At 39.3% G+C, this 26,306-nt stretch carries 26 protein-coding genes; 4 read left to right on the top strand and 22 right to left on the bottom strand.

The window, feature by feature from the left end:
* Positions 1 to 28: 28 nt before the first annotated feature.
* The 5 genes from CVS84_RS00910 to CVS84_RS00890 all read right to left on the bottom strand — a co-directional run bounded on the left by CVS84_RS00910 (position 29) and on the right by CVS84_RS00890 (position 3,691).
* Positions 29 to 799 carry an energy transducer TonB gene (locus CVS84_RS00910; protein ID WP_107690798.1) on the bottom strand — a complete coding sequence of 257 codons (771 nt, stop codon included), beginning with the start codon at positions 797 to 799 and terminating at the stop codon, positions 29 to 31.
* Positions 774 to 1,157 carry a TonB system transport protein ExbD gene (gene exbD, locus CVS84_RS00905; protein WP_107690797.1) on the bottom strand — a complete coding sequence of 128 codons (384 nt, stop codon included), beginning with the start codon at positions 1,155 to 1,157 and terminating at the stop codon, positions 774 to 776. Before exbD ends, CVS84_RS00910 begins: the two co-directional genes overlap by 26 nt.
* Positions 1,144 to 1,572 (bottom strand): TonB-system energizer ExbB, encoded by a 429-nt coding sequence (exbB, locus tag CVS84_RS00900; RefSeq protein WP_021090579.1) that lies wholly within the window; start codon positions 1,570 to 1,572, stop codon positions 1,144 to 1,146. Before exbB ends, exbD begins: the two co-directional genes overlap by 14 nt.
* 134 nt (positions 1,573 to 1,706) lie before the next feature.
* Positions 1,707 to 2,651: a lipopolysaccharide heptosyltransferase II gene (gene waaF / locus CVS84_RS00895; protein ID WP_107690796.1), complete on the bottom strand. Its 945-nt coding sequence runs from the start codon at positions 2,649 to 2,651 to the stop codon at positions 1,707 to 1,709.
* Positions 2,648 to 3,691: a glycosyltransferase family 4 protein gene (locus CVS84_RS00890; protein WP_107690795.1), complete on the bottom strand. Its 1,044-nt coding sequence runs from the start codon at positions 3,689 to 3,691 to the stop codon at positions 2,648 to 2,650. Before CVS84_RS00890 ends, waaF begins: the two co-directional genes overlap by 4 nt.
* Positions 3,692 to 3,810: 119 nt before the next feature.
* Between CVS84_RS00890 and polA the strand changes: the two genes are divergently transcribed.
* Positions 3,811 to 6,447, top strand: a complete 2,637-nt coding sequence (gene polA / locus CVS84_RS00885) for a DNA polymerase I (protein ID WP_107690794.1) — start codon at positions 3,811 to 3,813, stop codon at positions 6,445 to 6,447.
* 75 nt (positions 6,448 to 6,522) lie between these two features.
* Here polA and CVS84_RS00880 read toward each other — a convergent pair whose 3' ends face one another.
* The 14 genes from CVS84_RS00880 to ileS all read right to left on the bottom strand — a co-directional run bounded on the left by CVS84_RS00880 (position 6,523) and on the right by ileS (position 22,820).
* Positions 6,523 to 6,921, bottom strand: coding sequence for a DUF2809 domain-containing protein (locus CVS84_RS00880; RefSeq protein WP_234411877.1), 399 nt, complete (start codon positions 6,919 to 6,921; stop codon positions 6,523 to 6,525).
* Between the two features lie 379 nt (positions 6,922 to 7,300).
* Positions 7,301 to 8,389 (bottom strand): succinyl-diaminopimelate desuccinylase, encoded by a 1,089-nt coding sequence (gene dapE / locus CVS84_RS00875; RefSeq protein ID WP_107690793.1) that lies wholly within the window; start codon positions 8,387 to 8,389, stop codon positions 7,301 to 7,303.
* Positions 8,390 to 8,397: 8 nt separating this feature from the next.
* Positions 8,398 to 10,137 carry an EAL domain-containing protein gene (locus tag CVS84_RS00870; protein WP_234411876.1) on the bottom strand — a complete coding sequence of 580 codons (1,740 nt, stop codon included), beginning with the start codon at positions 10,135 to 10,137 and terminating at the stop codon, positions 8,398 to 8,400.
* A 249-nt stretch (positions 10,138 to 10,386) separates the two neighbouring features.
* A complete protein-coding gene (locus tag CVS84_RS00865; protein ID WP_107690791.1) occupies positions 10,387 to 12,591 on the bottom strand; it encodes an endonuclease MutS2 in 2,205 nt (734 codons plus the stop codon).
* The gene (locus CVS84_RS00860; RefSeq protein ID WP_107690790.1) at positions 12,588 to 12,932 is read right to left on the bottom strand and encodes a hypothetical protein; all 345 of its coding nucleotides are present in this window, start codon (positions 12,930 to 12,932) and stop codon (positions 12,588 to 12,590) included. The genes CVS84_RS00865 and CVS84_RS00860 overlap by 4 nt, the downstream gene beginning before the upstream one ends.
* Entirely contained in the window at positions 12,926 to 13,243 is a 318-nt protein-coding gene (locus CVS84_RS00855) for a hypothetical protein (protein ID WP_107690789.1), read from the bottom strand. The genes CVS84_RS00860 and CVS84_RS00855 overlap by 7 nt, the downstream gene beginning before the upstream one ends.
* Positions 13,243 to 14,550, bottom strand: a complete 1,308-nt coding sequence (gene murC, locus CVS84_RS00850) for a UDP-N-acetylmuramate--L-alanine ligase (protein ID WP_107690976.1) — start codon at positions 14,548 to 14,550, stop codon at positions 13,243 to 13,245. Before murC ends, CVS84_RS00855 begins: the two co-directional genes overlap by 1 nt.
* 86 nt (positions 14,551 to 14,636) lie before the next feature.
* Complete coding sequence (locus tag CVS84_RS00845; protein ID WP_107690788.1) at positions 14,637 to 14,990, bottom strand: MmcQ/YjbR family DNA-binding protein; 354 nt, start codon at positions 14,988 to 14,990, stop codon at positions 14,637 to 14,639.
* 74 nt (positions 14,991 to 15,064) lie between these two features.
* On the bottom strand, positions 15,065 to 15,859 hold the full coding sequence (locus CVS84_RS00840; protein ID WP_107690975.1) for a carbon-nitrogen hydrolase family protein: 795 nt from the start codon (positions 15,857 to 15,859) through the stop codon (positions 15,065 to 15,067).
* Positions 15,852 to 16,043, bottom strand: a complete 192-nt coding sequence (gene xseB, locus CVS84_RS00835; RefSeq protein ID WP_004317712.1) for an exodeoxyribonuclease VII small subunit — start codon at positions 16,041 to 16,043, stop codon at positions 15,852 to 15,854. The genes CVS84_RS00840 and xseB overlap by 8 nt, the downstream gene beginning before the upstream one ends.
* Positions 16,044 to 16,046: 3 nt before the next feature.
* Entirely contained in the window at positions 16,047 to 17,153 is a 1,107-nt protein-coding gene (gene metX, locus CVS84_RS00830) for a homoserine O-acetyltransferase MetX (RefSeq protein ID WP_107690787.1), read from the bottom strand.
* Complete coding sequence (guaB, locus tag CVS84_RS00825) at positions 17,153 to 18,601, bottom strand: IMP dehydrogenase (protein WP_107690786.1); 1,449 nt, start codon at positions 18,599 to 18,601, stop codon at positions 17,153 to 17,155. Before guaB ends, metX begins: the two co-directional genes overlap by 1 nt.
* A 4-nt stretch (positions 18,602 to 18,605) precedes the next feature.
* Complete coding sequence (gene gatA, locus CVS84_RS00820; RefSeq protein WP_107690785.1) at positions 18,606 to 19,964, bottom strand: Asp-tRNA(Asn)/Glu-tRNA(Gln) amidotransferase subunit GatA; 1,359 nt, start codon at positions 19,962 to 19,964, stop codon at positions 18,606 to 18,608.
* Positions 19,965 to 20,063: 99 nt separating this feature from the next.
* Positions 20,064 to 22,820: an isoleucine--tRNA ligase gene (ileS, locus tag CVS84_RS00815; RefSeq protein ID WP_107690784.1), complete on the bottom strand. Its 2,757-nt coding sequence runs from the start codon at positions 22,818 to 22,820 to the stop codon at positions 20,064 to 20,066.
* 95 nt (positions 22,821 to 22,915) lie between these two features.
* Here ileS and CVS84_RS00810 point away from each other — a divergent pair, with 95 nt between their 5' ends.
* The 3 genes from CVS84_RS00810 to CVS84_RS09425 all read left to right on the top strand — a co-directional run bounded on the left by CVS84_RS00810 (position 22,916) and on the right by CVS84_RS09425 (position 24,691).
* The gene (locus CVS84_RS00810) at positions 22,916 to 24,013 is read left to right on the top strand and encodes a CinA family protein (protein ID WP_107690783.1); all 1,098 of its coding nucleotides are present in this window, start codon (positions 22,916 to 22,918) and stop codon (positions 24,011 to 24,013) included.
* 323 nt (positions 24,014 to 24,336) lie between these two features.
* Entirely contained in the window at positions 24,337 to 24,546 is a 210-nt protein-coding gene (locus tag CVS84_RS09580) for a hypothetical protein (protein WP_234400086.1), read from the top strand.
* Positions 24,530 to 24,691, top strand: a complete 162-nt coding sequence (locus CVS84_RS09425) for a hypothetical protein (protein WP_159070058.1) — start codon at positions 24,530 to 24,532, stop codon at positions 24,689 to 24,691. Before CVS84_RS09580 ends, CVS84_RS09425 begins: the two co-directional genes overlap by 17 nt.
* Positions 24,692 to 24,740: 49 nt before the next feature.
* Here CVS84_RS09425 and CVS84_RS00800 read toward each other — a convergent pair whose 3' ends face one another.
* From CVS84_RS00800 to CVS84_RS00790, 3 genes are read right to left on the bottom strand one after another with little or no spacing between them, the layout of a single operon-like run.
* Positions 24,741 to 25,316 (bottom strand): hypothetical protein, encoded by a 576-nt coding sequence (locus CVS84_RS00800; protein WP_199906089.1) that lies wholly within the window; start codon positions 25,314 to 25,316, stop codon positions 24,741 to 24,743.
* 11 nt (positions 25,317 to 25,327) lie between these two features.
* Positions 25,328 to 25,591 (bottom strand): hypothetical protein, encoded by a 264-nt coding sequence (locus tag CVS84_RS00795; protein ID WP_107690782.1) that lies wholly within the window; start codon positions 25,589 to 25,591, stop codon positions 25,328 to 25,330.
* Complete coding sequence (locus CVS84_RS00790; RefSeq protein WP_107690781.1) at positions 25,572 to 26,252, bottom strand: ABC transporter substrate-binding protein; 681 nt, start codon at positions 26,250 to 26,252, stop codon at positions 25,572 to 25,574. Before CVS84_RS00790 ends, CVS84_RS00795 begins: the two co-directional genes overlap by 20 nt.
* Positions 26,253 to 26,306: the final 54 nt, after the last annotated feature.

Genomic DNA, 26,306 nt, shown 5'->3' with positions numbered 1-26,306 from the left:
AAATTACGAGCTTAAATAAGCTTGTAATTTATTTTAGTGTATATGAAATAGGAAAGCGCAGATAACGATCTTGTTTAGGTTTTGGAAACTCAGAACTTGCTCTTTGAATATTTTCTAAAGCACCATTATCAAGCGACTCAAACCCAGAGCTTTTACTAACTTTAAGTTCATCTATGCTGCCGTCTTGCTTGAGTAAAAACCTAACTTCTACAACTCCTTGATGTTTCATACGTCTAGCATTATTTGGGTAACTTTTATGCCTCTTAACTGCGATTATAACCTTCGTAAAATCTTCGTCACCTTGTGAATTTGATAAATTTAGCTCAGGTGTTACATTTTGAACTGGAGCTGCAGCGATAGACTTGTTATTGGCTGGCAAATTTGTATTTACACTAGCTGGCGGTACAATAGGCTGCACTGGCTGAGCAATTACCGGTTCAGGCTTGGGCTCTATTTTTTTCTCTTTTTTAGGCTCTACTTTTTTTATTTCACGCTTTGGTTTCTCCACCTTTTTAGGTTCAGGTTTTGGTTCTGGCTTTGGCTCAGGTTTTGGTGGCTCTGGTGGTGGAGCTGGTGGAGTTGGCTCTGGGATAAGCATTTGCTCCGCTATTTGAGGTGCTGAGACTTGCGGCACTGGAGTAAATGAATTAAGAGCTATTTTTATCGGCTTTTGCTCAACTATTTTTATCTCATCAAAATTATGTGAAAGCAAAAAATATACTGCTGCTCCATGCACTACAAGCGAAACAGCTAAGCCGCTGTAATTTGAAATTTTATTCAGAGATTGTTTGGATTGCAAAATTTTCGTGGCCCTTCTCTTTTAATATATCAATTACTTTAACAAAGCTATCAAATTTCGAATTTTTATCGCTTTTTAGTTCGATCAATGTCTTTATATCAACCACATTTAGCTTATCTTTGAGTTCATTCTCAGAAATTTCTACATCATCTATAAAAAATTTATTATCCTTATCAATTACTACGCTTACCTTTTTATCGTCCTCTTTGCTTTGCTCAGCACTGTTTGCACTTGGAAGATCAATAGCTATCTTGCCTTGAGCAATAAAAGTCGAAATGCTAAGCACGATAGCAAGCAAAACAAGCATAATATCAATAAATGGGACAATATTTAACCCATCTTTTTTATTTAGACGCATTTTCAGCCTTGTATCTATTTAGCATTACATCTACTTTTCTGACAAAACCATTGTAAATCATCAAAGTTGGTATCGCCACAAGTAGTCCAAAAGCAGTTGCTTTTAGCGCAAGAGAGAGGCCGACCATTATGCTTTTAGTATCGATTCCACCTGCCATACCCATATCATAAAATGTGATCATAATGCCAGCAACTGTACCAAGAAGTCCTACATATGGTGCATTTGAGTAGATAATGTAAAGCGTGGTTAAATTTTTGGTTAGTGCTTCTTCAAGCGCTTCAATACTTTTGTAGCCTTTTATATCAACGCGTGAGTAAAAAATAATACGCTCAATCGTATACCAAAGTACAAAAAAACTCATAATGCCTAAAATCGCAATAATTACATGATCAATGTGATGTTTAATTAGCTCCATAATACCTTCTTAGTAAAAATTTTTGCGTGATTATAGCTATATTGATAACCAATGTCAAATATTTAGTAAAAATGTAATCAAATAAAAACTAAAATTTTTAATTTTGTATGTATATATTTAATATTTTTAGAATTTCAAAAATTTAATTTCTTTCTTAATAGCTCTATTTCAGTGATGACCATTTTTGGAGTAAGTTCCTTCATGCAGGCATGTGTTTTTATGGGACACACTCGCTTCATGCATGGCATACACTCTAAATTTAAGTGCACTATCTTTGAACTTTCATCTTGCCATGGGCTAGTCTCTTTAAATTTTGTCGGTCCAAAAAGAGCCACAAGTGGCACTTTATAGGCAGCTGCGATATGCATAGGACCACTATCATTTGTCAAAAAGATGCCATTTTTTATAGAACCTATGACCTCGCAAAGCTCTTTTATGCTTGTTTTTCCGGCCAAATTTTCACATTTCATACCATTTTGTAAGAGTATTTGCTCGATTTCATTGCAAATTTCAAGCTCAGCTTTTGAGCCAGTGATCTTTACATCAAATTCATCTTTAAAGTGCAATGCAACCTCTGCAAAATAGTGAGGATACCACCTTTTGGCACTTCCGTAGCTAGCACCTGGATTTAGCACAAGGAGCTTTCGCTCGCTTTTTTTAGCTTCATAATAAATTTTTAGTTCGTTTGAAATTTCTTTTAAATTTAGACTTTGCTTTATGAAATTTAGATATTTTTGCACCTGATGCAAACTCTCGCTACTCTTTTTAAAGCAAAATTTTTGCGTTGCTTTTAGAAAAAATAGCAAAAATTTACTAGCAAACGAGCTTCTAAAACTAATAGCGATATCAAATTTTCCAAGCTTTCTAGCTGTTTTTATAAGGCTTAAATATCTTGAGTTTTGCTTTTTACTATCGTCAATGACTACTTTTTCGCACTTTGGATGTGATTTGTAAAGCTCACAGGCCACGTAAGAGCCAAAAAATACAATATTTTTAGCATTTTTACTTAAATTTTCTATCGCTGCGCTCGCCATCACAGCATCTCCAAGCCAAGTTGGAAGCTCTATAAAAACTCTCACTTTTGCTCCAAATTTAGTACTTCGTTTATGATTTCAAGAGTTTTGCTTGCATTTTCTTCTATACTAAATTTTTGCGAAAGTAAAAATGACTTCTCTTGCAGCTCTCTCATCATGTCATTATCATTAAGCACCTGCTCCACTAGCTCCAGTATACTTTCATCATTTGGTTCACGCATGATAAAACGATTTTCTAAAATTTCAGCAGCTCCATTTTGAGCCGTTGTAAAGACAATATTTTTAAAACTAAGCGCCTCTAAAACGACATTTGAAAATGGCTCATAGTGTGTTGGAAATATAAAAATATCGCTTGCTTCATAAAATTTGGCAGTCATTTTTTGCTCACCTGTAAAAAATGCATTTATCTTTAGCTTTTTTGCTAGCTTCTTATATGAATTTAAATTTTTATCTTTGCCTACTATTAGCGCATTTACTGGCGTTTTTAGCTTTGAGACAAGAAGCAAAAAGTCCTTTGCTCCTTTTCTTTTAAAGCCATTTCCTACAAAAAGCACAATTGGTAAATTGTAATCGAGTCCAAATTCTTCGCATACGCTAAGTTTTGCTTCTCCTTTTTCTACCTTTTGTGGCAAGTTTATACCGTTGTAAATGGTAACGATTTTTGACTCATCGATACCGTAAGCTGAAATAATTTGCTCTTTTATGTAGTTTGAATTTGCGATTATCTTTTTAGAATTTTTAAAGCAACGTTTTTCTAGATATGGATAGACAAAATTTAGAGGATTAACCCACCAAAATGGCTTTGTGGCACGATAAATTTTATGCACGCCGTCCCCTGCTCTATAAATATCTGCGCAGCTCACTCGCTCCAAGCTAAAATATATCTCATCACTTTGTTTTTGGCGTTTTACTTGTGCGTTAAATCTCAAAGCCTTTTTCCATGACGAGATCCTAGCCTCTCCTAGATATGAGCGTATAGATGTGTCTATACCTACGTCTTTTAGGGCTTTAGTAAGCCTTCTTAAATAGCGTTCGGCACCACCGACTGCATTTGGATTGATACGTAAAAAAACTATTTTTTTCATGACCTCAAAGCTTTTTGTTTTTGTGATTTTTTATTTGTAATGTCCGCCATAATATCAAAAATTTTTATAAATCAGCCTATTTTTTGCCTAAATTTCATAAAATTACACAAAGGATAAAAATGAAAACACTTACGATTATTGACACTTTTGGCTTCTTTTTTAGGCTCTACTACGCCATGAGCGGACTTAAAAACCGCGAGGGCAAGCCAAGCGGTATGATAAGTGGCTTTGCAAATTTTATAGCAAGCCTTAAGGATGAATACCAAAGCGACTACCTTATCTTCGCACTTGACAGCAAAGGCAAGACCTTACGTCACGAAATTTTAGGTGATTACAAAGCAAATAGAAATGAGCCGCCAGCTCAGTTAAAAGAACAGCTTCCAGTTTGCATAGATATGATAGAAAAAATGGGGCTTTACAGCCTTAGCCGCGAGGGCTACGAGGCCGATGACATCATCGCAAGTGCGGTTAAATTTTGTAAAGACAAAGATATATTTGTGCGAATAGTCACCCACGATAAAGACCTCTATCAGCTCATAGAAGATGGCAAAGTGAGCATCTACAGCCCACAAAGCAAGATCGATCACGATAGTGCTAGCTGCTTTGAAAAGTACGGAGTTTATCCAGCACAGGTAAGGGACTTTCTAGCGATCGCAGGCGATAGCTCGGACAACATCCCAGGTGTCAAAGGCATCGGCGCAGTTGGGGCCAAGAAGCTTTTGGCTGAGTATGGGAGCTTAGAGGGAATTTATGAAAATTTAGCCCTTCTTAGAAATGAGCGCACTAAAAATATGCTAACCGCCGCAAAAGACGAAGCGTTTTTGAGCAAAAAGCTAGCCACGCTATTTGACGATGCAGTTAGCTCGTTTGATCTTGAACACTCGAAATTTCCAGAGCAAAATCCTTTGATAAATATCTCAGAAATTTTAAAAGAGTATGATCTAAATAGGCTTCTTAAGAGCTTACAAAAAGAGGAAAGTGTCGAGTTTAAACTAGGCTTTAGAGCAAATTTACTCCTTGATGAGGCTAGCATAGAAAAGCTCTTATCAGACATCACGCCAGAGACCATCGTCGCATTTGACACGGAGACCACAGGTGTTGATAGCAGGGGTGCAAAGATTGTTGGATTTAGCTTTTGCTTTAACGATGAGGACGCCTACTACGTGCCGATAGCTCACAACTACCTTGGTGCGCCGCAGCAAATTAGCCTAAAATTTGCCACTTGGGCGATAGGGCAAATTTACAAAGGCTGCGTAATTGGACAAAATTTAAAGTACGACTTTGAGATAGTTAAAAATAACCTCGGTCTAAACCCACCTACAAATTTTAAAGACACGATGATACTTGCTTGGCTTAGCGATCCAAACTCGAGTGTCGGCATGGACGCACTGGCAAAGAGACTTTATGACTACGACACAATAAAATTTGAAGATATGGTCAAAAAGGGGCAAACTTTTGGCGATGTGCCTCTAGAAAATGCCGCCAAATACGCGAGTGAGGACGCTTGGATAACGCTTAAATTTTATAAAACTTTTTTAAACACGCTTGATAAAAATTTACTAGCCCTTGCCGATACACACGAATTTCCTTTTATCCTTACGCTTTTTGACATGGAGCAAAACGGCATCAAGATAAATGAAGCTAAGATGCAAAAGCTCATCCTTGAAAACGACACAAAACTAAAGGCACTAACAAGTGAAATTTACGAGCTAAGCGGCGAAAATTTCAACATAAACTCTGTCAAACAACTTGGTGTCATACTTTTTGAGCACTTGAAGCTTCCAACCAAAAAGAAAACAAAAACAGGATACAGCACCGATGAGAGCGTGCTAGCAGAGCTCATAGACGCCCACCCAGTGGTGGAGAAAATTTTAGCCTACAGGGAGCTATATAAACTGCAAAGTACCTACTGCGAGCCGCTTTTAGCGCTTGCGAAAAAGGATGAGGGCTCACGAATTTACACGAGCTTTTTGCAAACTGGTACAAGTACTGGCAGGCTTTCAAGTAAAAATCCAAATTTGCAAAATATCCCAGCTCGTGGCAGCCTTGCAAAGGATGTCAGAGAGTGCTTTGAGGCGCGTGAGGGCTATAGCTTTGTAGGGCTTGACTACAGCCAGATCGAGCTTAGACTGTTAGCTCACTTTAGTCAAGATCCTGCGCTACTTGAAGCGTTTAAAAATGACGAGGATATCCACGCAAGGACTGCTGTTAGCATATTTGGCAGTAGTGATGGGCAAAATAGAGCCGTGGCGAAGAGCATAAATTTTGGCCTTATTTACGGCATGGGCTCAAGTAAGCTCGCAAATCAAGTAAATATCACAAGAGCCGAGGCAAAAGAGTATATAGAGCGCTATTTTAAGGCTTTTGAGACGATTAAAGAATTTTTAGAGGGGATAAAAATCTCAGCTAAAAACGATGGCTTTGTGCAGACGCTGCTTGGCAGAAGGCGCTACTTTGACTTTAAAAGTGCTACACCTATGCAAATAGCCATGTTTGAGCGCGAGGCTGTAAATACGGTCTTTCAAGGCTCAGCAGCCGATCTAGTCAAGATGGCGATGGTAAAAGTTAGAGCAAATTTAGATGAAAATGCGAAAATGTTGCTTCAAATCCACGATGAGCTGATATTTGAAGTAAAAGACGAGGTTGCACAGGAATTTGGCAAGGCGACACAAAAGACGATGGAGGAAATTTACACGCTAAATGTGCCGCTTAAAACATCGCTAAATATCGCCAAAAACTGGGGTGAGCTAAAATAGATAGATAAATTTTACTCGAGATTTTAAGATGATTGGCTAGTGCCTCATACTTAAAAATAAAGTTGTGGTTTATTGCTATATCCTTGGACTTTTATACTTTTGTAAAAGGCAAATGATATCAGTCAAATAAGCTAGCAAACAGCCTAGTGCGTAACATACGATGTCGCTAACGTCAAATGTTCCGCCAAAGACTATGCGTATTATTAAATTATGAATATCTAAAATTTCAAGTACTTTAAAGTATTGTAAAATTTCTATAGATAGCGAGAAGATAAATATTTCAAATGCTAAAATTTTTGGTGCAGTTTTAAATATAGCTCGTCCAAATGAGTAAAGCATCACCGTAACTAGCACATCACCCAAATAATGACGCACGAAGCCACCTTTAACAAAAGCTGCGATATAAATTTCGATTGCTAAAATCACGACTGCTACGACCAAAAAGGACAATCTAGCTCGCAAGCTATGTCTCATTTTCTCGTATTGAAAAGATTTGTATATTTTTCGTTTTACTTGCATTTTTTTATTTATTTGAAATTTTACTTTTTTACAAATTAGAAATGATATCCATACCATCTTTAAAGCTAGGATTGTGCTGGATATATTTTTTGCCCACAAATGTATTTATAACTTCTACCATATGCTCATTAAAAAGAGTATTTCATTAGGTTTTACTTGAAATTGCCAAAACCCGGCTACTTCATGAATTATAATAGATAATAGCAATATTGCCAAATAAAGAAAATTTCTTATTTTTAAAATTCTTTGACAAAAATATTAATCAAAATAGCTTTTGAAAATATTTTTTAGACAATTAATAACTTTTTGATTTAAAAATAATGAAATTTATGGATTAAAATTTTTCTATCAAATCTTTAAAAATTTCATAAAGTTTATTTATTTCACTGATGCTGACTCGTTCGTTTTTGGCGTGTATACGATCGTTTATCACGCCAAATTCTATCGCATCTACGCCAAATTCAGCAAAGTGCCTTGCATCACTCGTACCACCCTTTGTATTTAGAACCGGTGTGACACCGGTAATTTTTGCGACAGAGGCCATTAAATTTTTTACGATTTTGCTATCTTTATTTATTAAAAATCTCTTTGAGCTTTGTTTTATGCTAAGCTCGTAATCAAGCCCTTTTAAAACGCCTCTAAGATAGCTCTCAACGTCATTTACGTCGGTTAAATTTGAGTTTCTCACATTAAACATTATGCTAAGCTCGCTTGGCGTGACGTTGCAAACTTGCATACCGCCTCTAATATCAGTTACCACAATCTTGCTTGGACTAAAAAATTCGCTCCCAGCGTCCATATCGTGATTTGCAATCCTGCTTAAAAGTGGAGCTATCAAATTTACCGGATTTACACACTTTTCAGGATATGCCACGTGCCCTTGAATGCCCTTTATCACGATCTTGCCATTTATTGAGCCACGTCTGCCAACTTTTATGCTATCACCAAATTCTTTATCGCAAGTTGGTTCAGCCACTACGCAAAATTTTGGCAAATCATTTATTTCGCGTAAATATTCAAGTGCTAAAGGCGTGCCATATGTGCCATCGCCCTCTTCGTCGCTTGTTAATACGAGGCTTAGCTTCCCATCAAATTTTGCATCTTTAGCAGCGCAAACAAAAGCAGCCACGCCACTTTTCATATCCTGTGCGCCTCTTGCGTAGATGTAGCCATCTTTTTCATATGGTGTAAATGGCTCGCTATCCCAGCCCTCACCTGGAGGCACGACATCAACATGCCCTGCAAAAGCTAGATGCTCGCCATCACCATAAATTTTAGAAAGTATGAGATTTTTGGTGCCATTTTTTTCTATAAATTTCGCCTCAAAATCAGGTAAAAATTTAGCGATAAACTCTAAGCTTCCAGCATCATTAGGTGTGATAGAGCGAAAGCTTAAAAGCTCTTTTAAAAAGTTAATTACCACTAAGAGCCTTATGAGCCGGCACGCTCTGGTGCACCAAAATAAAAGCCCTGAAACTCATCTACGCCGATCTCTTTACAGATCTCAAATATCTCTTTTGAATGCACATATTCAGCAATAGTTTTTATACCAAGGTCTTTTGCAAATGCCACGATCGCACTTGCGATAGAGTGTGAATCTTTATTTATGTCTATATCTTTTATAATAGAGCCATCGATCTTCACGTAGTCAGGCTTGATCTTTATAATGTAAGAAAAATTTGAATATCCTGAGCCAAAATCATCGATAGCGATCTTTGCACCCATGCTTTTTACACGCTCGATAAAATTTGAAACTCTCTCTAAATTTTTAAGCTCTTCATCTTCAACGATCTCAAATACTACTCTACCAGCAACATTGTGCTTGTTCAATAAATTTAAAACAAGTGAGCTAACATCACCATCGATCATATCTCTACTGCTTAAATTTATAGAAAGTACTAAATTCTTATCCTCTACAAGCTGCTTAAAACACTTTACAATGAGTTGTTTCTCAAGATCAGCATAACGCTTAATACGCTTTGAGATATCTAAAAAGACATTTGGTGATATAACATCACCTCTATCCAAAAGCCTTATCAAACATTCATATTTTACAGGTACCTTTTGGTCATTAACTATCGGCTGAAAATAAGGAACAATATTGTTATTTATAGTAGCGTATTGTATCAGTTTGGAGCGTTCTATTTGAGTTGCGTATTCCTCTTTTTGATTTAGCCCTTTAAAATAGCAAACATAGTCTTTATCTTGCTCTTTTGCCGTTTTTAACGCTATTGTTGCTTTTCTTAGTGTTTGGTCACTATCAAGAGCAAAGCCTATTGTACTATGTATCTCGATACCTTCTATCTCTCTGCCATCTTCATCGACTATACTTAGCATACGGCCTTTAAAAATTTCTATCAAATCTTCAACCATATCTTCATATCTATCGATAAAGCTATCGCTATCTTCTACCAGAGCAAACCTATCTGCTTCTATACAGTAAGCCTTCATATTCTCATCTTTAGCAAATTCACTGATCAAATCAGCCATCTTTACCAAAATCTGATCACATGCAAATTTACCGTAAAAGTCATTCATCTTGCCAAAATCGTCAATATCTATAAGCACTACTTTAGGATTTTCATAGCTATTAATATCACGCACCAATGCTGTTTTATTTAAAAGTCCAGTCATCGGATCGATATAAAGCTTTTCTCCAAGCTCTTCTATCTGTTTTTTAGTATCTGTTTTTAATGCGTTATAGTTATTTTTTTCTTTTATGTACTTGACCGCATACCATATACAAGTAGACAAAGCAACTATTGCGCCAACGAAGCTTAAGATAAATGTTAAAGCCATATTGTTTAAAAGCCACTCAAAAAAGTACTCATCATGCGTGCCAGTAATACGCTGATCGACCTTTCCTTTAAAGCCTAATATATACTCTCCAACTGGCACAAACATACAAACTTGAGCGGCGTTTTCTGGCAAAATTTTTGACCAAAAATAATCTTTTTGGAAATTATGAGCAAAGATATTTCCACAGCTTTTATCGTTAAATTCTTGATTTATTATTCTTTTATCTGAAGACGCTACGACCTTGTATCCATTTTTATTATCATCCTTTAATAAAAGGACATCACCCATAGCGCTATCGTTAATGTAAGATTGAAAATTTGCGACATCATATTTGCTGACATTTTTGAAATAATCAACATATTGATATGTCAAATAATCAACTTTCTTTCGAAGATTAAAACCATTTTCAGCAGAAGCATTATTAAATTTAAAATAAAAAACTGCCAGGTTTTCGACTAAAAAAATACTTCCCAAAACAAACACTAAACCTATAATCGTTTTAGTGATATTTAGATTTTTACCCGTTTGATCGTCCTTGTTACTCAAAAGTTACTTCCCTTATTTTGTGTACTCGTCCTGATTATATCAACCTTAAAATAAATTTTAACTTTTGGGAAAAAGTTAAAGCCTGACTATTTTAGCTCCATATCCGCCTTGATTTGCCGGTGCGTCAAAAAATTCTTTCACACTTGGATGCTCTTTTAAGAAATTTTTAACAGCAAAGGCGAGCTTGCCAGTACCGATGCCGTGAAATACGCTAACCTCATCAAATCCCATAACAAGACTATCGGAGATAAATTTATCAAGCTTTGCTATCGCCTCGTCAGCTCTCATGCCATGCAGATCAAGCGAGAGTGAGGCTGTCTTTGGTTTATCTACATTTAGGCTAACGCCACCTTTTTTAGGTAGCTCCACTTCGTTACCATTTTTTCTTAAAAGCTCTAGTGGCACGCGTAAATTTATGCCATTTGACTCGATCATCGCGTCATTTTTAGAGATGCTTAAAACCGTGCCTTTTATATTTTCATATTTCACTCTATCGCCTACTTTTAGGCTCTCGCGCTCAGTTTTTTTAGGCTTAACGATGGCAGCTTTTTTCTCATTTGCCACGTTTAGCGCCCTTTGCTTGTCTTTTATCTCTTTGAAATTTATAACAGCTTTTGCCGCATTTATCGCTTCATAATACTCTTTTTCAAGGCGCGAAATAGTCGCATTTAGCTTGATCTCATTTTTCTCTTTTAGCTCTTTTTGCTCTTCAAGCAAGCGCTCCAGCCGCTCCTCTTTTGCCGTGACCTCTTTTATCCCCTCATCAAGCTTGGTTTGTAAATTTAGCGTCTTTGTGATGATCTCGTTTAAATTCTCTTTATCTTCGCCGTAAATTTTCTTTGCCTGCGCCACTAAATTTTGAGATATGCCGTATCTTGCCGCCGTTTCAAAGGCGTAAGACTTGCCGATCGTGCCTTTTAAAAACTCAAATTTAGGCCTTTGAGCCGCCTCGTCGTAAAGTGCCGCCACTAGCTCAACCTCTTTATTTTTAGCTAGCAACATCGCAAGGCGCTTGTGGTGGGTCGTGATGATCATTTTGATATCTTGAGTGATAAGGCGCTCTATCATGACACCATACAAGCTCGCAGCCTCCTCAAAGTCGGTACCAAGCTCGATCTCGTCGATGCCTATGATGATCGATTTTTTAGTAAAAAGCCTTGCAAAGTGCACCATCCTGCCAGCAAAGGTCGAGATATCGTTTTTCACACTTTGCGGATCTTCTATGATCGCGTCAAATTCTTTAAAAGAGCCGATGCTTGAGCGATTTGCATCGATACGCATAGGTAGTAAATATTTTGCAAGCAGCGTGGCTGAGATGATAGATTTTAAAAGCATCGACTTACCGCCAGCATTTACGCCGGTAATGAGAAGCACTTTTTTACCAAAATCCACACTCACGCTCTTTGGGTTTTTAAGCGCTGGATGAGCAAATTTCTCAAGCTTGATAACGTGCGAGCTATTTGGCAAAACAAACTCATAGTCAAGCGACCTAGCCAAATTTACACGCGCCTGATATGCGTCAAACTGATCAAAAGCGTTATTTATAAATTTCAAAAAGAGCAGGCTCTTGTTCATCTGTAGGCTAAATTTCTTGCAGTGTTCAAAAATAATCTCCTCTTTTCTATCAAGCAGCTCGCTTTGCTCCTTTTTTAGGCGCTCGGTACTTGCAGGTGCAACGTAGAAGTAGCCGCCTGAGCTTCTAGCGATCACAGTGCCTTTTAGGGCGTGATTAAAACCGCCACGTACCAAAAGTGCCTCTTGCGAGTTGATATAGTGCGTCTGGGTATCGACTAGATAGGGTGTGATGTGCTTTGAGTAGATGAGCTTTTTAAGCTCGGCGTCGATCTGGCACTTTTTCTCGCTAAAAGCCTGCTTTATCGCGTAAAATCTCTCATCCACACTGTCGCTAAACTCGCCGTTTTCATCAAAACTGTTTGCCATCTGGCTCATCGCATCAGGAATTTCAGCTTTAGCGATCCATTCGCCAAGCCTGCCTTCAAATTTTTGCTTTTTTAGATATGAAAAATACTTAATAATCTTTGCAAACTCGTAAATTTCACTGATGTGAAGCACCGCTTGCTTGCTAAGTCTCATAAGTGCGTCATCTAAATTTTTTATCTCGTCTGGTGCCTTGAAATCATACTTGGAAAGTTCGTTTATGTTTTCAAAGTGAATTTTGTTGTCGCCTTGTAAAAATAGCGGTTTTTGCCTTGCTAAAAAGGAGTGAAATTTATCCAAATACTCGTTTAGATCAAGCTTTGCAAATATATCCTGAGTCATTGTTCGCAACTTTTTATCGGCACTATTACGCCTGAGAGCTCGCTAAATTCTCTTTTAGCCAAAAATGACGCCGTGCCAAATTCGTAGTTAAATTTCTCAGCGCTCACGTTATATTCGCCGCATTTTAGTGTTTTGCCCTGTTTAAAATCGCTAACTAGCTTTGAGATGGCATCCTCGTTTTTTGATAAATTCTCCTCGTAAAAATAGACGCAAACAAGGATCACTACAAGTACCGCACTAACGAGCGCTTTTATGCCTTTGCTAATCTTTTCATCTTTTATCGCCCAGATCGCTCCAAAAAGTACGATCAAGCCAGCGATTAGGATCAAATTTCTTACCATTTTACGCCTTTATATTTTGCGATTAGCTCTTTGTAAATTTCTGGATGTGGCTTGATCTTTTCTAAAATTTCAGCCATAACCTCACTGATATCTTGTTTTTCAACTAGCAAGCAAACAGCCATATACGGGGCATTTGGCAGCATATCTTTTATCTGAGCGCTACTTAGCTTTTGCTCCCTTGCAAGCGCTATCATGATATCTTTTTTGCCTAAATTTATAAGGCTTGAAATTTCATCCTCGCTTAACTCTTTTTCATTTATCTCTTTTAAAATTTCATTTTCATCTTGAGGCTTGAAAGTGCTTAGATCCATTAGTAGCCGCCCCTTAGTTGCACGCTGATATCGCCCGCTCCAAAACCGACCACTATGCCGTCACTTAGGCGGTTTTTCACGCCAAATTCATCTGTAAATTCTATACCCTCTTCAACCCTCTCGACCTTGTCGGTAAAGATCGGGTTATACTCGCTAAATTCGCTCTTCATATCAACTTCGATCGGATTTTCTCCGGCTGCATAAACTGGCAATATAACAAGTTCATCAACGCCCTTAAAACACTCTTTAAAGCCAGGTAAATTTGTGCTAAGTCTTGTGTAGCGGTGCGGCTGAAATATCGCTGTGACGCTGTTTATGCCTAAAATTTTGGCGTATTCAAAGACTGATTTTAGCGTCGCTTTTATCTCGGTTGGATGGTGTGCGTAGTCGTCTATTAGAACGAAATTTTTGTTTGCACAAAGTATGTCAAAACGCTTTTTTATGCCTTTAAAATTTAGTAAATTTTCTCTGATATCTTTAAGCGGTGTCTCGTGCATCGCAGCAAGAATAGCCAAAGATGCGTCTATAGCGATGTGCTCGCCCATGCCAAAGGCTTCAAATTTGCCTAAATTTTTAAGATTAAAGCTGGTGTATGGCTGATAGTCTCTTACAACCATCGTAAGCTCGGTGATGTCGGTGCTTGGATAAAGCCTGATCGCATCAAGCTTAAGCGTGCTTAAAAACTCGTCCTCAGCGTTTATCACTCTAACCTTCGCGCGCTCCAAAAAGCCCTTGTAGGCTGCGTAAAATTTAGCTAGATCGTAGTCGTAGTGTTCCATGTGCTCTGGCTCTGCGTTTGTAACAATGGCTAGATATGGGTTTGAGTTTAGAAAGCTTGAGTCGCTCTCATCTGCCTCAAATACGACGTTGTCACTCTTTGCGTAGCGCATATTTGAGCCAAACTGCTTTGAGATGGCGCCGATGATGACTGAGCCCTCTATTAGGCTTGCTAGCATCGCTGAGGTGGTGCTTTTGCCGTGTGCGCCAGCTACCGCAAAGACACATTTATCCTCAAGCACATAAGGCAAGATTTCTTTTCTAGAAAAACACTTTATGCCTTTGTTTCTGGCCTCCACTAGCTCGATATTGTCCTCTTTTATCGCGGCTGAGTAGACCACAAAGTCTTGGTCTTTTATCGCCTCTTTACAGTGCGGTGTGATGACCTCGATGCCTTCATTTTGAAGCTCAAGAGTCGTCTTGCTCTCTTTGATGTCACTACCACTTATCTTGTGGCCTTTTTCGTGTAAAAATCTAGCGATGGCTGAGATACCGATACCGCCAATGCCTATGAAATGGACTTTTTTGATCTCATTGTTTAGCTCTTGCAAATTTTATCCTTAAGTTTTTCGTGATTTTAACAAAAACTACTAAATTTAAGGCTGAAAAATGGCTTTTATTTACTTAGCTCAAAGCTTTCATCTATCAGGTCAAAGACGGTTTTTTGTGAGATTTTGGAGTTTAAATTTACACTTATCCAGTGCTTTTTGTTCATGTGATAGGCTTTAAAAATTTGCTGCTCATCGACTAGTACCATGCCTAGATCAGGGCTACATTTTAGATTTAAAACCTCTGTCACTTCGTCACTTTCAAGCCCAAGCTTGCTAGCGCTTATCTCCATAAGCAGTGCAAACCACTTCTCATTTTTCTTATGACGAAAGGCGCTAATTTTTGGATATTTTGGGAAAATTTGCTCGCCTAAAACGTCAAATTTCTCTTTTATGTATCTCTCAACGTCACTTCGTTTCAAAATTCACTCCAAAATTCCTTTAAAGAGCACTCATTCTTGTTAAGCTCGCTTTCCCGTCCAGTTACGGCCTTCTTTCATCTTTTAAATTTAGCCTCTATATGCATAAAGCCCCAAGTGCTTCTAGCTTCGCTAAGCTCCTTTTTGCTAAGCTCATCGACCATCATCTCTTCATTTTTACCAAGCCTATTTTTAACTTCACCAAACGGATTAATAAGCATCGAATCGCCGTAAAAGCTCCACTGCGCATCGTCACTTTTATTGCTTCCTACGCGGTTTACGCGGAGCACGTAGACGTTGTTTGTAAAGGCCCTAACCTTTAAAAGTTCCTCCCAGCGCGCCTGAGAAAAAAATGTACAAGCCGTTGGCACGAGCACGATATCAACCTTTTTAGCGCTCATATAGGCCCAGCACACATCAAAGTGCGCCTCATAGCCAAACATGACGCCAACCTTAAATTTATCGTAGGTAAAAATAGGCAAATTTAGCTCATCGCTTGTGTTATTAAAGAATTTCGCCTCATTCCAGTGAGCGTAAGGCATGAGAATTTGCTGATCATATAGCTTTACTTGTGTTGGGGTAAATTTAGCTAGACTTTTAAAAATTTCCTTGCCTTTTAGATTTACAATGGGTGCAACGATATTTAGATCATACTTTTTTGCCATTGCAAAAAGAGCCTCTTTTTTGCGCTCGCTTTGCTCTTTTATAAGGCTTTTTGGCATGCTAATGAGCTCTTTAAAAAAGCTATTTAGCACATATTCACCAAGCACAACCAGCCTTGCGTTTTCATCCGCACAAATTTTTAGGTAATAATCAAGCCTAGCCTCGCTTAAGGGCTGCGTTGGTAGCTGAAGAGCACAAATTCTACTCATCATCCACCTGCTTTATGCTAAGTTTTGCATTTTCTAAAATTTCTCTTGCTTCATTTAAGAGCTTTTTACCCTGCTCGTGCAGCTTTATGCTATTTTCTAGGCTCACATCATCTTTGTTTAGATCGTTTAAAATTTTATCTGCTAGGGCTAATTTTTCTTCAAAGCTTTGCTCTTTTTGCTCCATTTTCTATCCTTTTAATATATTTTTTATATATCCATCAAATTTTTCTATTTCGACCAAAAATGCGTCGTGGCCGTAGTTGCTATCTATCTCTACAAATTTTGTCTTCAACTCTCGCCCCATCTCACAAAGTGCGTCATAAATTTCTCTCATACAGCTTGGCGGAAAGAGTAGATCGCCTTTGAAAGCGACTAGATGCAAATTTGCTTTTATTGGCGCAAGGGCGTCTTTTAGGTTATCATAGTGTCTTGTACAGTCAAAGATGTTCATCATTTTTACAATATATAGGTAGCTTAGTGGATCAAACCTCTTTGGGAAGTTGTAGCCGTTGTACTCCATGTAGCGATCCACCTGAAAGCGCCCAGAAAGCTCGTAAAGACCGTCAGTTTCTACGTAGTTGCGTCCAAATTTCTCATCCATGCTATCAGGGCTTAAAAAGCTGATGTGGCCTGCCATCCTGCCGTAAGCCATGCCTTTTAGGCCGTTTTGTCTTATAAATTCTGCGTCGTACTCGCCATTTTTGAAATTTTCATCGTTTAAAATGGCTTCGATAGCTATTTTGTTAAAGGCTATCGCCCAAGGCTTGGTCTGATAGGTACTTGCAAGCATGACGATATCTTGCGCAAACTCTGGAAACTCGATAGCGTAACAAAGTGCTTGCATACCGCCAAGACTGCCGCCTATCACAGCTCTTACTCTTGTAATACCAAGCTCGCCAAATAGCCTCATTTGCGCCTTTACGACGTCGCTTATGGCAAGGACTGGGAAATTTAGCCTATACTCTTTGCCACTACTTCTATCCACACTTAGTGGCGAGGTCGAGCCAAAGCACGAACCTAGGATATTTACGCAAATAACATAAAATTTATCTGTATCGACCGCCTTTTTGCTGCCTATTAGCCCGTCCCACCAGCCAGCTTTCTCATCGCCTGCGTATGTGCCAGCAGCGTGATGCGAGCCAGTTAGGGCGTGGCAGATCACGATAACGTTACTTTTATCAGCATTTAACGTGCCGTAAGTCTCATAAATAAGCTTAAAATTTGATAGCATACGGCCACTCTCAAGATAGAGTGGCTCGTTAAATTTAATAGTTCTAGTTTGCAGGTCTAACACTAATTAACTTTGTAGTTTGGTGCCTCGTGAGTGATAACTACGTCGTGGACGTGACTCTCTTTAAGTCCAGCACTAGTGATCTCGACAAATTCAGCTTTTTCTTGAAGAGTTGGGATATCTTTTGCGCCAACATAGCCCATTGCGCTTCTTAGGCCGCCTATTAGCTGATGTATCACATCTTTTATACTACCAGCAAATGGCACACGACCCTCGATACCTTCAGGTACTAGCTTATCTTGTGCAGTGCCCTCTTGAAAGTAGCGGTCCGAGCTACCCTTTGTCATAGCGCCTATTGAGCCCATACCACGATATACTTTGTACTGGCGACCTTGGAATGTTATAAGCTCGCCTGGACTCTCCTCACATCCTGCTAGCAAGCTACCTGCCATGACGCATGCTGCACCTGCTGCAAGGGCTTTTGCCACGTCGCCTGAGTATTTTAAACCACCATCAGCGATAACTGGGATGCCATATTTCGCTGCTTCGCTTGCGCAGTCGTCAATCGCTGAAATTTGAGGCACACCAACGCCAGCAACGATCCTTGTGGTACAAATAGATCCTGGTCCAATGCCCACTTTTATACCGTCTGCTCCTGCTTCTGCTAGGTCTTTTACAGCCGCTGGGTTTGCGATGTTGCCAGCTACGACATCGACTTTAAAATTTGCTTTTACCTCTTTTAAAGTATCGATAATACCCTTTGAGTGGCCGTGAGCTGAGTCGATGACGATGACGTCTACACCAGCATCGACAAGTGCTTTGGCGCGATCAAGCTGACCAACACCAATAGCCGCAGCCACGCGAAGTCTGCCGTAGCTATCTTTGTTTGCGTTTGGATACTCTTTACGTTTTTTTAGATCTTTTATGGTGATAAGCCCGTCAAGTCTGCCGTCTTTATCGACGATAGGTAGTTTTTCAACTCTATTTTGGGAGAAAATTTTCTCCGCATCATCAAGCGTACAACCTTTTGGCGCAGTGATAAGTGGTGCTTTTGTCATGCGGTCTTTTACCAAAGTGCTCATATTTGTCTCAAATCTAAGATCGCGATTTGTTAAAATTCCTATTAGTTTGCGGTCTTTATCAATGACTGGAACGCCTGAAATATGAAGATCTGACATAAGGCTTAGAGCTTCAGCCACGGTCGCTTCTGGATTTATAAAGATAGGATCGATGATGACGCCACTTTCGCTTTTTTTAACGCGTTTGACCTCTTTTGCTTGGCTTTCGATGTCCATGTTTTTGTGGATGACGCCGATACCACCGAGCCTTGCCATCATGATAGCAGTTCTATGCTCAGTCACCGTATCCATCGCAGCAGAGACGATCGGGATATTTAGTGTGACGTTTTTACTGATCCTGGTTTTTACATCAACTTGCTTTGGCAAAATTTCAGAGTATTGCGGTACAAGAAGCACATCCTCAAATGTTAAAGCTCTCTTTACTATCTTCATATTTTTATCCTTTTATTAAATTTTCTAGGCTCTTGGCACCATTTATCAAGGTCTGTTCATCCCATGCTTTTGCGATGAGCTGGGCGCTCACGTTTAAATTTTGATCATCTTTGCCAACTGGCACAGAGATGGCTGGCAGACCCGCTAAATTTACGCTGATAGTGTAAATATCGCTTAGATATGCTTGTAGTGGATCACTGTGGGCTCCAAATTTATAGGCTGTACTCGGAGCTACTGGCATAAATATAAGGTCATTTTCTTCTAAAATTCTCTCGTATTGAGCTTTTATATGCGCTCTTGCTTTTTGCGCTTTGATATAGTAAGCATCGTAATATCCGCTACTTAGCACAAAGGTGCCAAGCAAAATTCTTCTTTTTACCTCTTCGCCAAAACCCTCAGAGCGTGAGTTTATATATAGCTCTTTTAAATTTTTAGCATCAGCTCTTCTGCCGTATCTTACGCCATCATAGCGGCTTAAATTTGCGCTTGCCTCTGCAGTTGCTATTATGTAGTAGGTTGCGACGTCGTATTTCGAGTCTTCAAAATTTGTGTAAGTTACACTATGACCGTGTGATTTTAGCTTCTCGATCGCTAAATTTAAAGCAGCTTTTGTCTGCTCGCTTGCGTTTTCGACATAGTTTTTAATGACGCAAATTTTTAGTTTTTTGTTGCCATCTATCTTGTCGCTAACGCTTACAAACGGCACATCTGCGCTTGTGCTATCTTTTGGATCATGTCCAGCGATCGCGTCATATAAAATGGCTGCGTCTTCTACGTTTTGAGCGATAGGGCCAATTTGATCAAGGCTGCTTGAATACGCGCCAAGGCCGTATCTACTCACTCTGCCGTAAGTTGGCTTAAGTCCTACACATCCGCAAAATGCTGCTGGCTGGCGGATCGAGCCACCAGTATCGCTACCAAGTGCTGCGACTGCAAGACCGGCTGCAACTGCTGCTGCCGAGCCACCGCTACTGCCACCTGGGACGTGAGCGTGATTTAGTGGGTTTAGTGTTTTGCCGTAAAATGAGCTCTCAGTCGTGCTTCCCATCGCAAATTCGTCCATATTTGTGCGGCCAAATGGAGCTAAATTTTTACTAAGTAGCTTTTCTATTACGGTTGCATTATAAGGTGCTACGTAGCCTTGTAAAATTTTTGAGGCACTTGTTACATTCCAGCCTTTTACTTGGATGTTATCTTTTATAGCGATAGGCACGCCCTCGCCTAGTTTTGCGATCTCTAAATTTGCTAGCTGCTCGACATAAGCGCCAATCTCTTTTTCTTTTATGATCTTTGCCTCAAGCTCGGCTCTTAAATTTTTTATCTCTTCAGCTGAAAATTTCAAAGCTTCTTTTAAAGTTACCACTATTTTTATCCTTTAAATTTATTAACCAAAAATATGCCAAACAAGCTAACAACGACCACCGCAGCGATCGTTGCTATTATGATAGTTGCGCTTACTGGCTCACTTAGCACTTATGACCTCTTCGCATCTTGGGCATAGCGCATCTTCTTTGCTAGCATTAAATTTCCAGCATCTTGGGCATTTGTGAAGGTTGCTTGCTATGATCTTAAATTTATCGCCCTCAAGCTCAAACTCGGCTAGTGGCTCGCTATCGTCGTAAGGTCTAACCGAGCTTACCATATAAAGATCAGCCACTTCGCGCTCGTCGTAGCTTGTGATGTTGTGGCTAGTTGTCTCTAGGCTTAGCTCTAGGGTTGATTTTATCTTTTTGTCCTTCTTAAGAACGTCCACGATCTCGTTAAATTTCTCCCTGCTGGCAAAAAGTAGCTCATCTTCAAAGCTAAGATCAAATTTGATCGGCTCATAAACTAAGTCAAACGCGTCTTTTGCCTCGCCTTTGATGATATTTGGAGCATAGTCCATCACCTCATCGACGGTGTAAGTAAGCGTTGGAGCGATGAGTGGCAAAAGTGCCTTTGTGATGATCGCCATCGTACTTTGAGCTGATCTTCTTCTCGGTGCGTCTTTTGCGTCGCAGTAAAGTCTATCTTTGCAAACGTCAAGATAGACGCCGCTAAGATCGGCTGATAGGAAATTTAAAAGGATGTTAAAGCCCTTTGAAAAGTCATAATTTCTAAAGCAAGCGCTCGCCTCGTCAAAGACCTTTTTAGCACGAGCTAATATCCATTTATCAAGGATGTTAAACTCTGTATTTAGGCTCTCAAGATCATTTACGTTTGCTAGTAAAAAGCGGATAGTGTTGCGGATTTTGCGGTATTGCTCGCTAATTTGCTTTAATATATCTTCGCTTATTTTTAGGTCGCTTGAATAATCACTCATACCAACCCAAAGGCGTAAAATTTCCACGCCGTGAGTCTTAGCCACGTCTTGTGGAGCGATGACGTTGCCCTTGCTCTTACTCATCTTCTCGCCCTTAGCATCGACAGTAAAGCCGTGAGTTAGGATGCTCTCATAAGGTGCGTGAGAATTTATAGCTGTGCTTACTAGAAGCGAGCTTTGAAACCAGCCACGGTGCTGATCTGAGCCCTCAAGATACATGCTTGCGGGGTATTTGCCAGCGTCGTAGTTGTTGCTTTGCAAGACCGCATGCCATGTCGAGCCACTATCAAACCAAACGTCAAGGATATCCATCACTTTTTCTAAATTTTCAGCTTTGTATTTTGAGCCTTTTGGCAAGAGCTCATCAACGCTTAGCGCCCACCACGCATCAGCACCCTTTTCTTTAAAGATGGCTGTGATGTGGTCTAAAATTTCACTATCAAATATAACTTCTTTTGTCGCTTTGTCTCTGAAAAACGCGATCGGCACGCCCCAGTCACGCTGACGAGAGATACACCAGTCTGGGCGATTTTCTATCATCGAGCCTATTCTTTTTATGCCCACGCTTGGGTAAAATTTAACCTTTTCAAGCTCTTTTAGCGCTGTTTGTCTAAGCGTTTTGCCACCTAGTTTTGGCTCGTCCATAGCTATAAACCACTGCTTTGTAGCTCTATAAATAACAGGTTTATGCGTCCTCCAGCAGAATGGATAAGAGTGTCTAAATTTAGAAACACTAAGTAGATTTTTGCCAAGTAACTCTAAAATTTTCTCATTTGCTTTAAAGATGTGCATACCGACAAACTCGTCTACCACGTCACTTCCAAATAGTCCGTGATGCTTCAAGCTCTCATCGTAGCAACCACCATCATCAACTGGCATCAAAATTTCACTAAAGCCATATTTCAAACATACGTAGTAGTCGTCCTCGCCGTGTCCCGGAGCTGTATGAACAAGTCCAGTACCGCCGTCCATCATAACGTGATCGCCTAGTAAAAATTGCGACTTTCTGCCGTTTAGTGGATTTATCGCGTGAGAGTTTTCAAGCAGGCTTGCTTTAAACTCTTTTTTGATCTCGCCCTTGCTTAGGCCGCTCTCTACGATACTCTCAAGCAGAGGTTTTGCAAAGATCAAATTTTCCGCAGTTAGGACGTAAATTTCATCTGGATTTAGGCTTATGGCTTGGTTTGCTGGCAGTGTCCAAGGCGTGGTCGTCCAGATGACAGCGCTTGCCTCTTTTACACCAAGCTTTTCTAGCGCGTCGTTATCAAGACCAAAGGCTACATATATCGAGTAGTCCTCTTTCTCCTCGTACTCGACCTCGGCTTCAGCTAGTGCTGATCTAGCTGCCCAGCTCCAGTAAACTGGCTTGCTTCTTTCTATCAAAAGGCCCTTTTTAGCGATCTCACAAAGTGCTTTGTAGATGTCAGCCTCAAACTCAAATTTCATCGTCATGTATGGATTTTCAAAGTCGCCGATGATGCCAAGACTCTTAAACTCATTGCGCTGGATATCTATAAATTCTCTCGCGTGCTGCCTGCAAAGCTCCCTAATCTCGACCTTGCTAAGCTCTTTTTTCTTATCGCCAAGCTTTACTTCGACTTGCTGCTCTATCGGCAAGCCGTGGCAGTCCCAACCTGGCACGTAGCGAACGTTTTCGCCGTAAAAATAGTGCGTTTTTGTGATGATATCTTTTAAAATTTTATTTAACGCATGGCCGATGTGAAGGTGTCCGTTTGCATACGGAGGACCGTCGTGAATGTTGAAATTTTTAGCCGCATTTTGGCGGTTTTTCTTCATTTTTTCGTAAACCTTGCGATCTTCGTACCATGATTTTAGTCTTTGTGGTTCATTTTGTGGGAGATTTCCGCGCATTGGGAAATTTGTCTCTGGGAGTAAAAGTGTCTCTTTGTAGTCCATTTTTTACCTTGATTTTAAAATTTGCTAATTTTACACCTGTGCTGGTTAAATCACACTGAAAAATAGTATAATGAGGCAAAAAAAGGAGCTTAAAAATGAGACAAAGTATCTTAATAATAGGCGAAGATCTTGAGATAAATAGAGAATTTCTAAACTACATTTTTCAAAGTTACGAGGATCATTTTGGCGAGCTTGGAGTGGTTAGTTTTGCTCCAAAAAATAGCAAAGAGCTACCTTTTATAATAGAAAATTTATCAAAAGATTACGACTTTGTAAGCATTTTTGGCTCAGATGAAAATTTTGCCATCGCTGCAAAGATTATAGCGACTCTAACTGGGGGCTCGCTCGAGCTAAAAGATAACACGACACTTGCACTTAAAGATAGCTTAGACTACTCAAAAAATAGCTTTTTAGCCAGCCTAAATAACGCCCAGATAAATCTCATAAAAGCTAATCCAAATGAAGAGCTAGGCGAGTTTCTCACCGAGTACGAGCCTGATTTTAGCTACTTTCACCTAATAGACATCGACGCAGATAGCGCTAAGATCCTTATGCTGCCACTTGCTAAAACTTACGAGGTTGATATTACTCTTGCACAGACCCTGCCAAATTTGATACTAGTAAGGGCAAAAAGTAATAAATTTGGCCAGATTGAGAGCTTTTTACAAGGTGTAAAGACGCTATTTTCACAAAAATTTATCCCACAAAAAGATGTGATCAAATTTGTAGCAAAGAGGCTCATACAAAAGGGGCTTAAAATTTCATTTGCCGAGTCTTGCACAGCTGGGCTAGCAGCGGCTAAATTTGCAAGATATGGTGGTGTTTCAGCTAGCTTTGATGGCTCCTTGGTAACCTACGCAAATCACATAAAGCACGAGTGGCTGGGTGTCGAGGATGAAATTTTAGATACCTATGGCGCCGTGAGCGAGCCTTGCGTAAAGGAGATGGTAAAAGGCACACTAAGCACTACAAATGCGGACTTTGCACTTGCGATTAGCGGTATAGCAGGACCTGGTGGGGGCACAGCCAGCAAACCAGTTGGCACGGTCTACGTGGCAGCCGGAGATAAAGACGGTAACATCGAGGTTGAGAGGCTTCTTTTAAAAGGAGATCGCAACTACGTTAGAGAGCAAAGCGTTCTGAGCGCCTATCTATGCCTACTTCGCCTAAAAAGTGAGATATTTTTCGCATAAATTTGACTTTACTAAAAATTTATAAAAGTCTTACGCTAAATTTAATGAGCCAAAATAAAATTCGTCAGCGATTTTCTAACAGAAGATCAAAAATAAAAAGCCAAATTTGGGAGGCTAAAGATGTTTAAAAAGATATTGTTTCTAGCCGTTGGTGCGTTATTTGCATTTGGTGCTCTAGTTCACAAGCAGGCGAGATAAAAGCAAGCGACTCACCCTTTGGTTACGCTAGCATTGGTGCAGAGCAAAATTTTGGCGGATACGCCGGTAAAGAGAGTAAAGAAGTCGTCGTAAAAGATAGGCAAGAGCTCGTAAAATACGCTCAAATGGGTGGTTACGTCATCTATGTGGATGGGCTCATAGACCTTAGCGAAGGCAAGATCCCACAAAATGGTAATAGCGATGGGCTGGATAAATTTATAAGTGAGATTAGCGGTGGCGAGTTTAGCTCTTATGCCAAATTTATGCAGGCTTACGGCGCCTCATGCCGTACAATTTTAGTAATTCATAAGTGTATTTTTGAAAGAGGTAAATAAAGCTTTCAAAAAGGGCAGTATTTGCAAAAAGCTAGACAAATCGCTATTTAAGCTGCCATATAAATTTGATCTCATTTCAGCCTCAAACGTCCAAAACAAGGTAAATAAAAACGCAGCTACAGGCGAACTAGCCGCTACAAGATAAAAAATCAAAGCCCCGAACTAGACAAGCCGCTTGGGGCCTGAAAATCAAACTAAATTTTTATATTTTTACAAGATAAAACGCTGGCAATCAGCCCATATATCAGCACGCAAAGGCTAACACTTAGTCCAAAGACGCTAAGAGCCGCGGTTTGGCTAAAAGATAGAGTAAAAAACGAGATAAAGCTCGTAATAAATGCGCAAAATATCCCATAAATTCGCTCCTTTTCGCTAAGGCTATCATTTAGCGCAAATATCATGTAATCAATCCCAACAGCACTTGCAAGTATGAGCCCAAAGACGCCAAAGATGCTTAAATTTACGCCAAAAATGGCAAAGATAAAGAGCGTAAGAAGTACACCAAAGATGATGACACCCATCACAAGTGCCGAAATAAGCGCACCAAAGTAAAACCATAGCAGTAAAAACGCGACTACAAGTGCTGCCATTTTTAGCTTCAGAGCAAGCTCTTTTGCCTGAGTTAGACTCTCATTTAGCGAATCAGCAAAATTTAGGCTAAAAGCGTTGTGGCGAGCAAGCACCTCATCACTTGCCACCCCTTTTACAAAGCCGCTCACGTAAGCCACACTTGCATTTTCATCAAGGACAAATTTTTTAAAATCCTTCATCGTTTTTAGAGCTAAAATTTCTTTTTTAAATTTTCGACTCTGACCTTTTCTTTTGAAATGACCAAAACAGCAATATTTTCTTTATGAGAAAGACAGATTTTACCTCGCACCTTTATTTTAAATTTTAAGTAGCGAGATATTTTAAATGAGTTTTGTTTTATTAAATTTGGATATTTTTTTACTCTTCTGCAATCTTTTTTATCTAGCATTTTAGGGCTAAATTTCTCACCGCAAAAGCTGATAAAAAGATGAATTTCACCCCTTTTTATAGGCATTTAATCTCTTTTTATAATTTTCATCAAACTCTAAGGCTTTTTCAAACTCAGCAGTAAATGCTCTAAGACGATCATTTTTTTGCTGGTTTTCATCACCAAATGATCTAATACGTGACGTAAAAGTAATCTCATCTTTTCTAAAATCAGCCTCTTTTAGATCAAAGTTTAAATTGCTCATTTTGCTATTTAAGATATGCAAGGCACATTTTCTTGGTCCCAAGATAAAATTTTGCCCATTTAATGGCTTTAGGCTTCTTACTAAAATGCCACCATAAAGCGATGGCTCGCTTTTAAAAGATATGTCAAAGCCAAAGTTGTGAAAGTAAATCTCTCCTGCCTCGCACTGTCTTTTGTAGGTATTTGCGTCAAAACAAGTATAGATTTCAAGCTCGCTAAATTTATACTCTTTGCCAGAAATAATTAAAACTTTACTTTGTATAAGCTCGCATAAAAAACTCTGAAATTTCTCATCAAAAAACTCTTTAAAACCAGCAGTCCCAACTATCTCTTGTTTTATATTTTTATCTAAATTTTTAAAGTTATTTTGTTTAAGCAGATCAAATTTTTCTTTATCAAAATGACTTTGCTCTAAAAATTTACTAAGCACCTCCACTAAATCAAATTTAGCAAAATGGCTTTTAAGTAGCTCGCCAGCTAGCATCTTTGCTCCTAAGTTTTTATATATTTTAAAGGGTTTAAGCTTTACAAGCTAATC

Source organism: Campylobacter concisus, assembly GCF_003048575.1.
Lineage (GTDB): Bacteria > Campylobacterota > Campylobacteria > Campylobacterales > Campylobacteraceae > Campylobacter_A > Campylobacter_A concisus_U.
The sequence above is the reverse complement of the archived record's forward strand: the minus strand, read 5'-3'. Positions and strand labels throughout refer to the sequence as shown.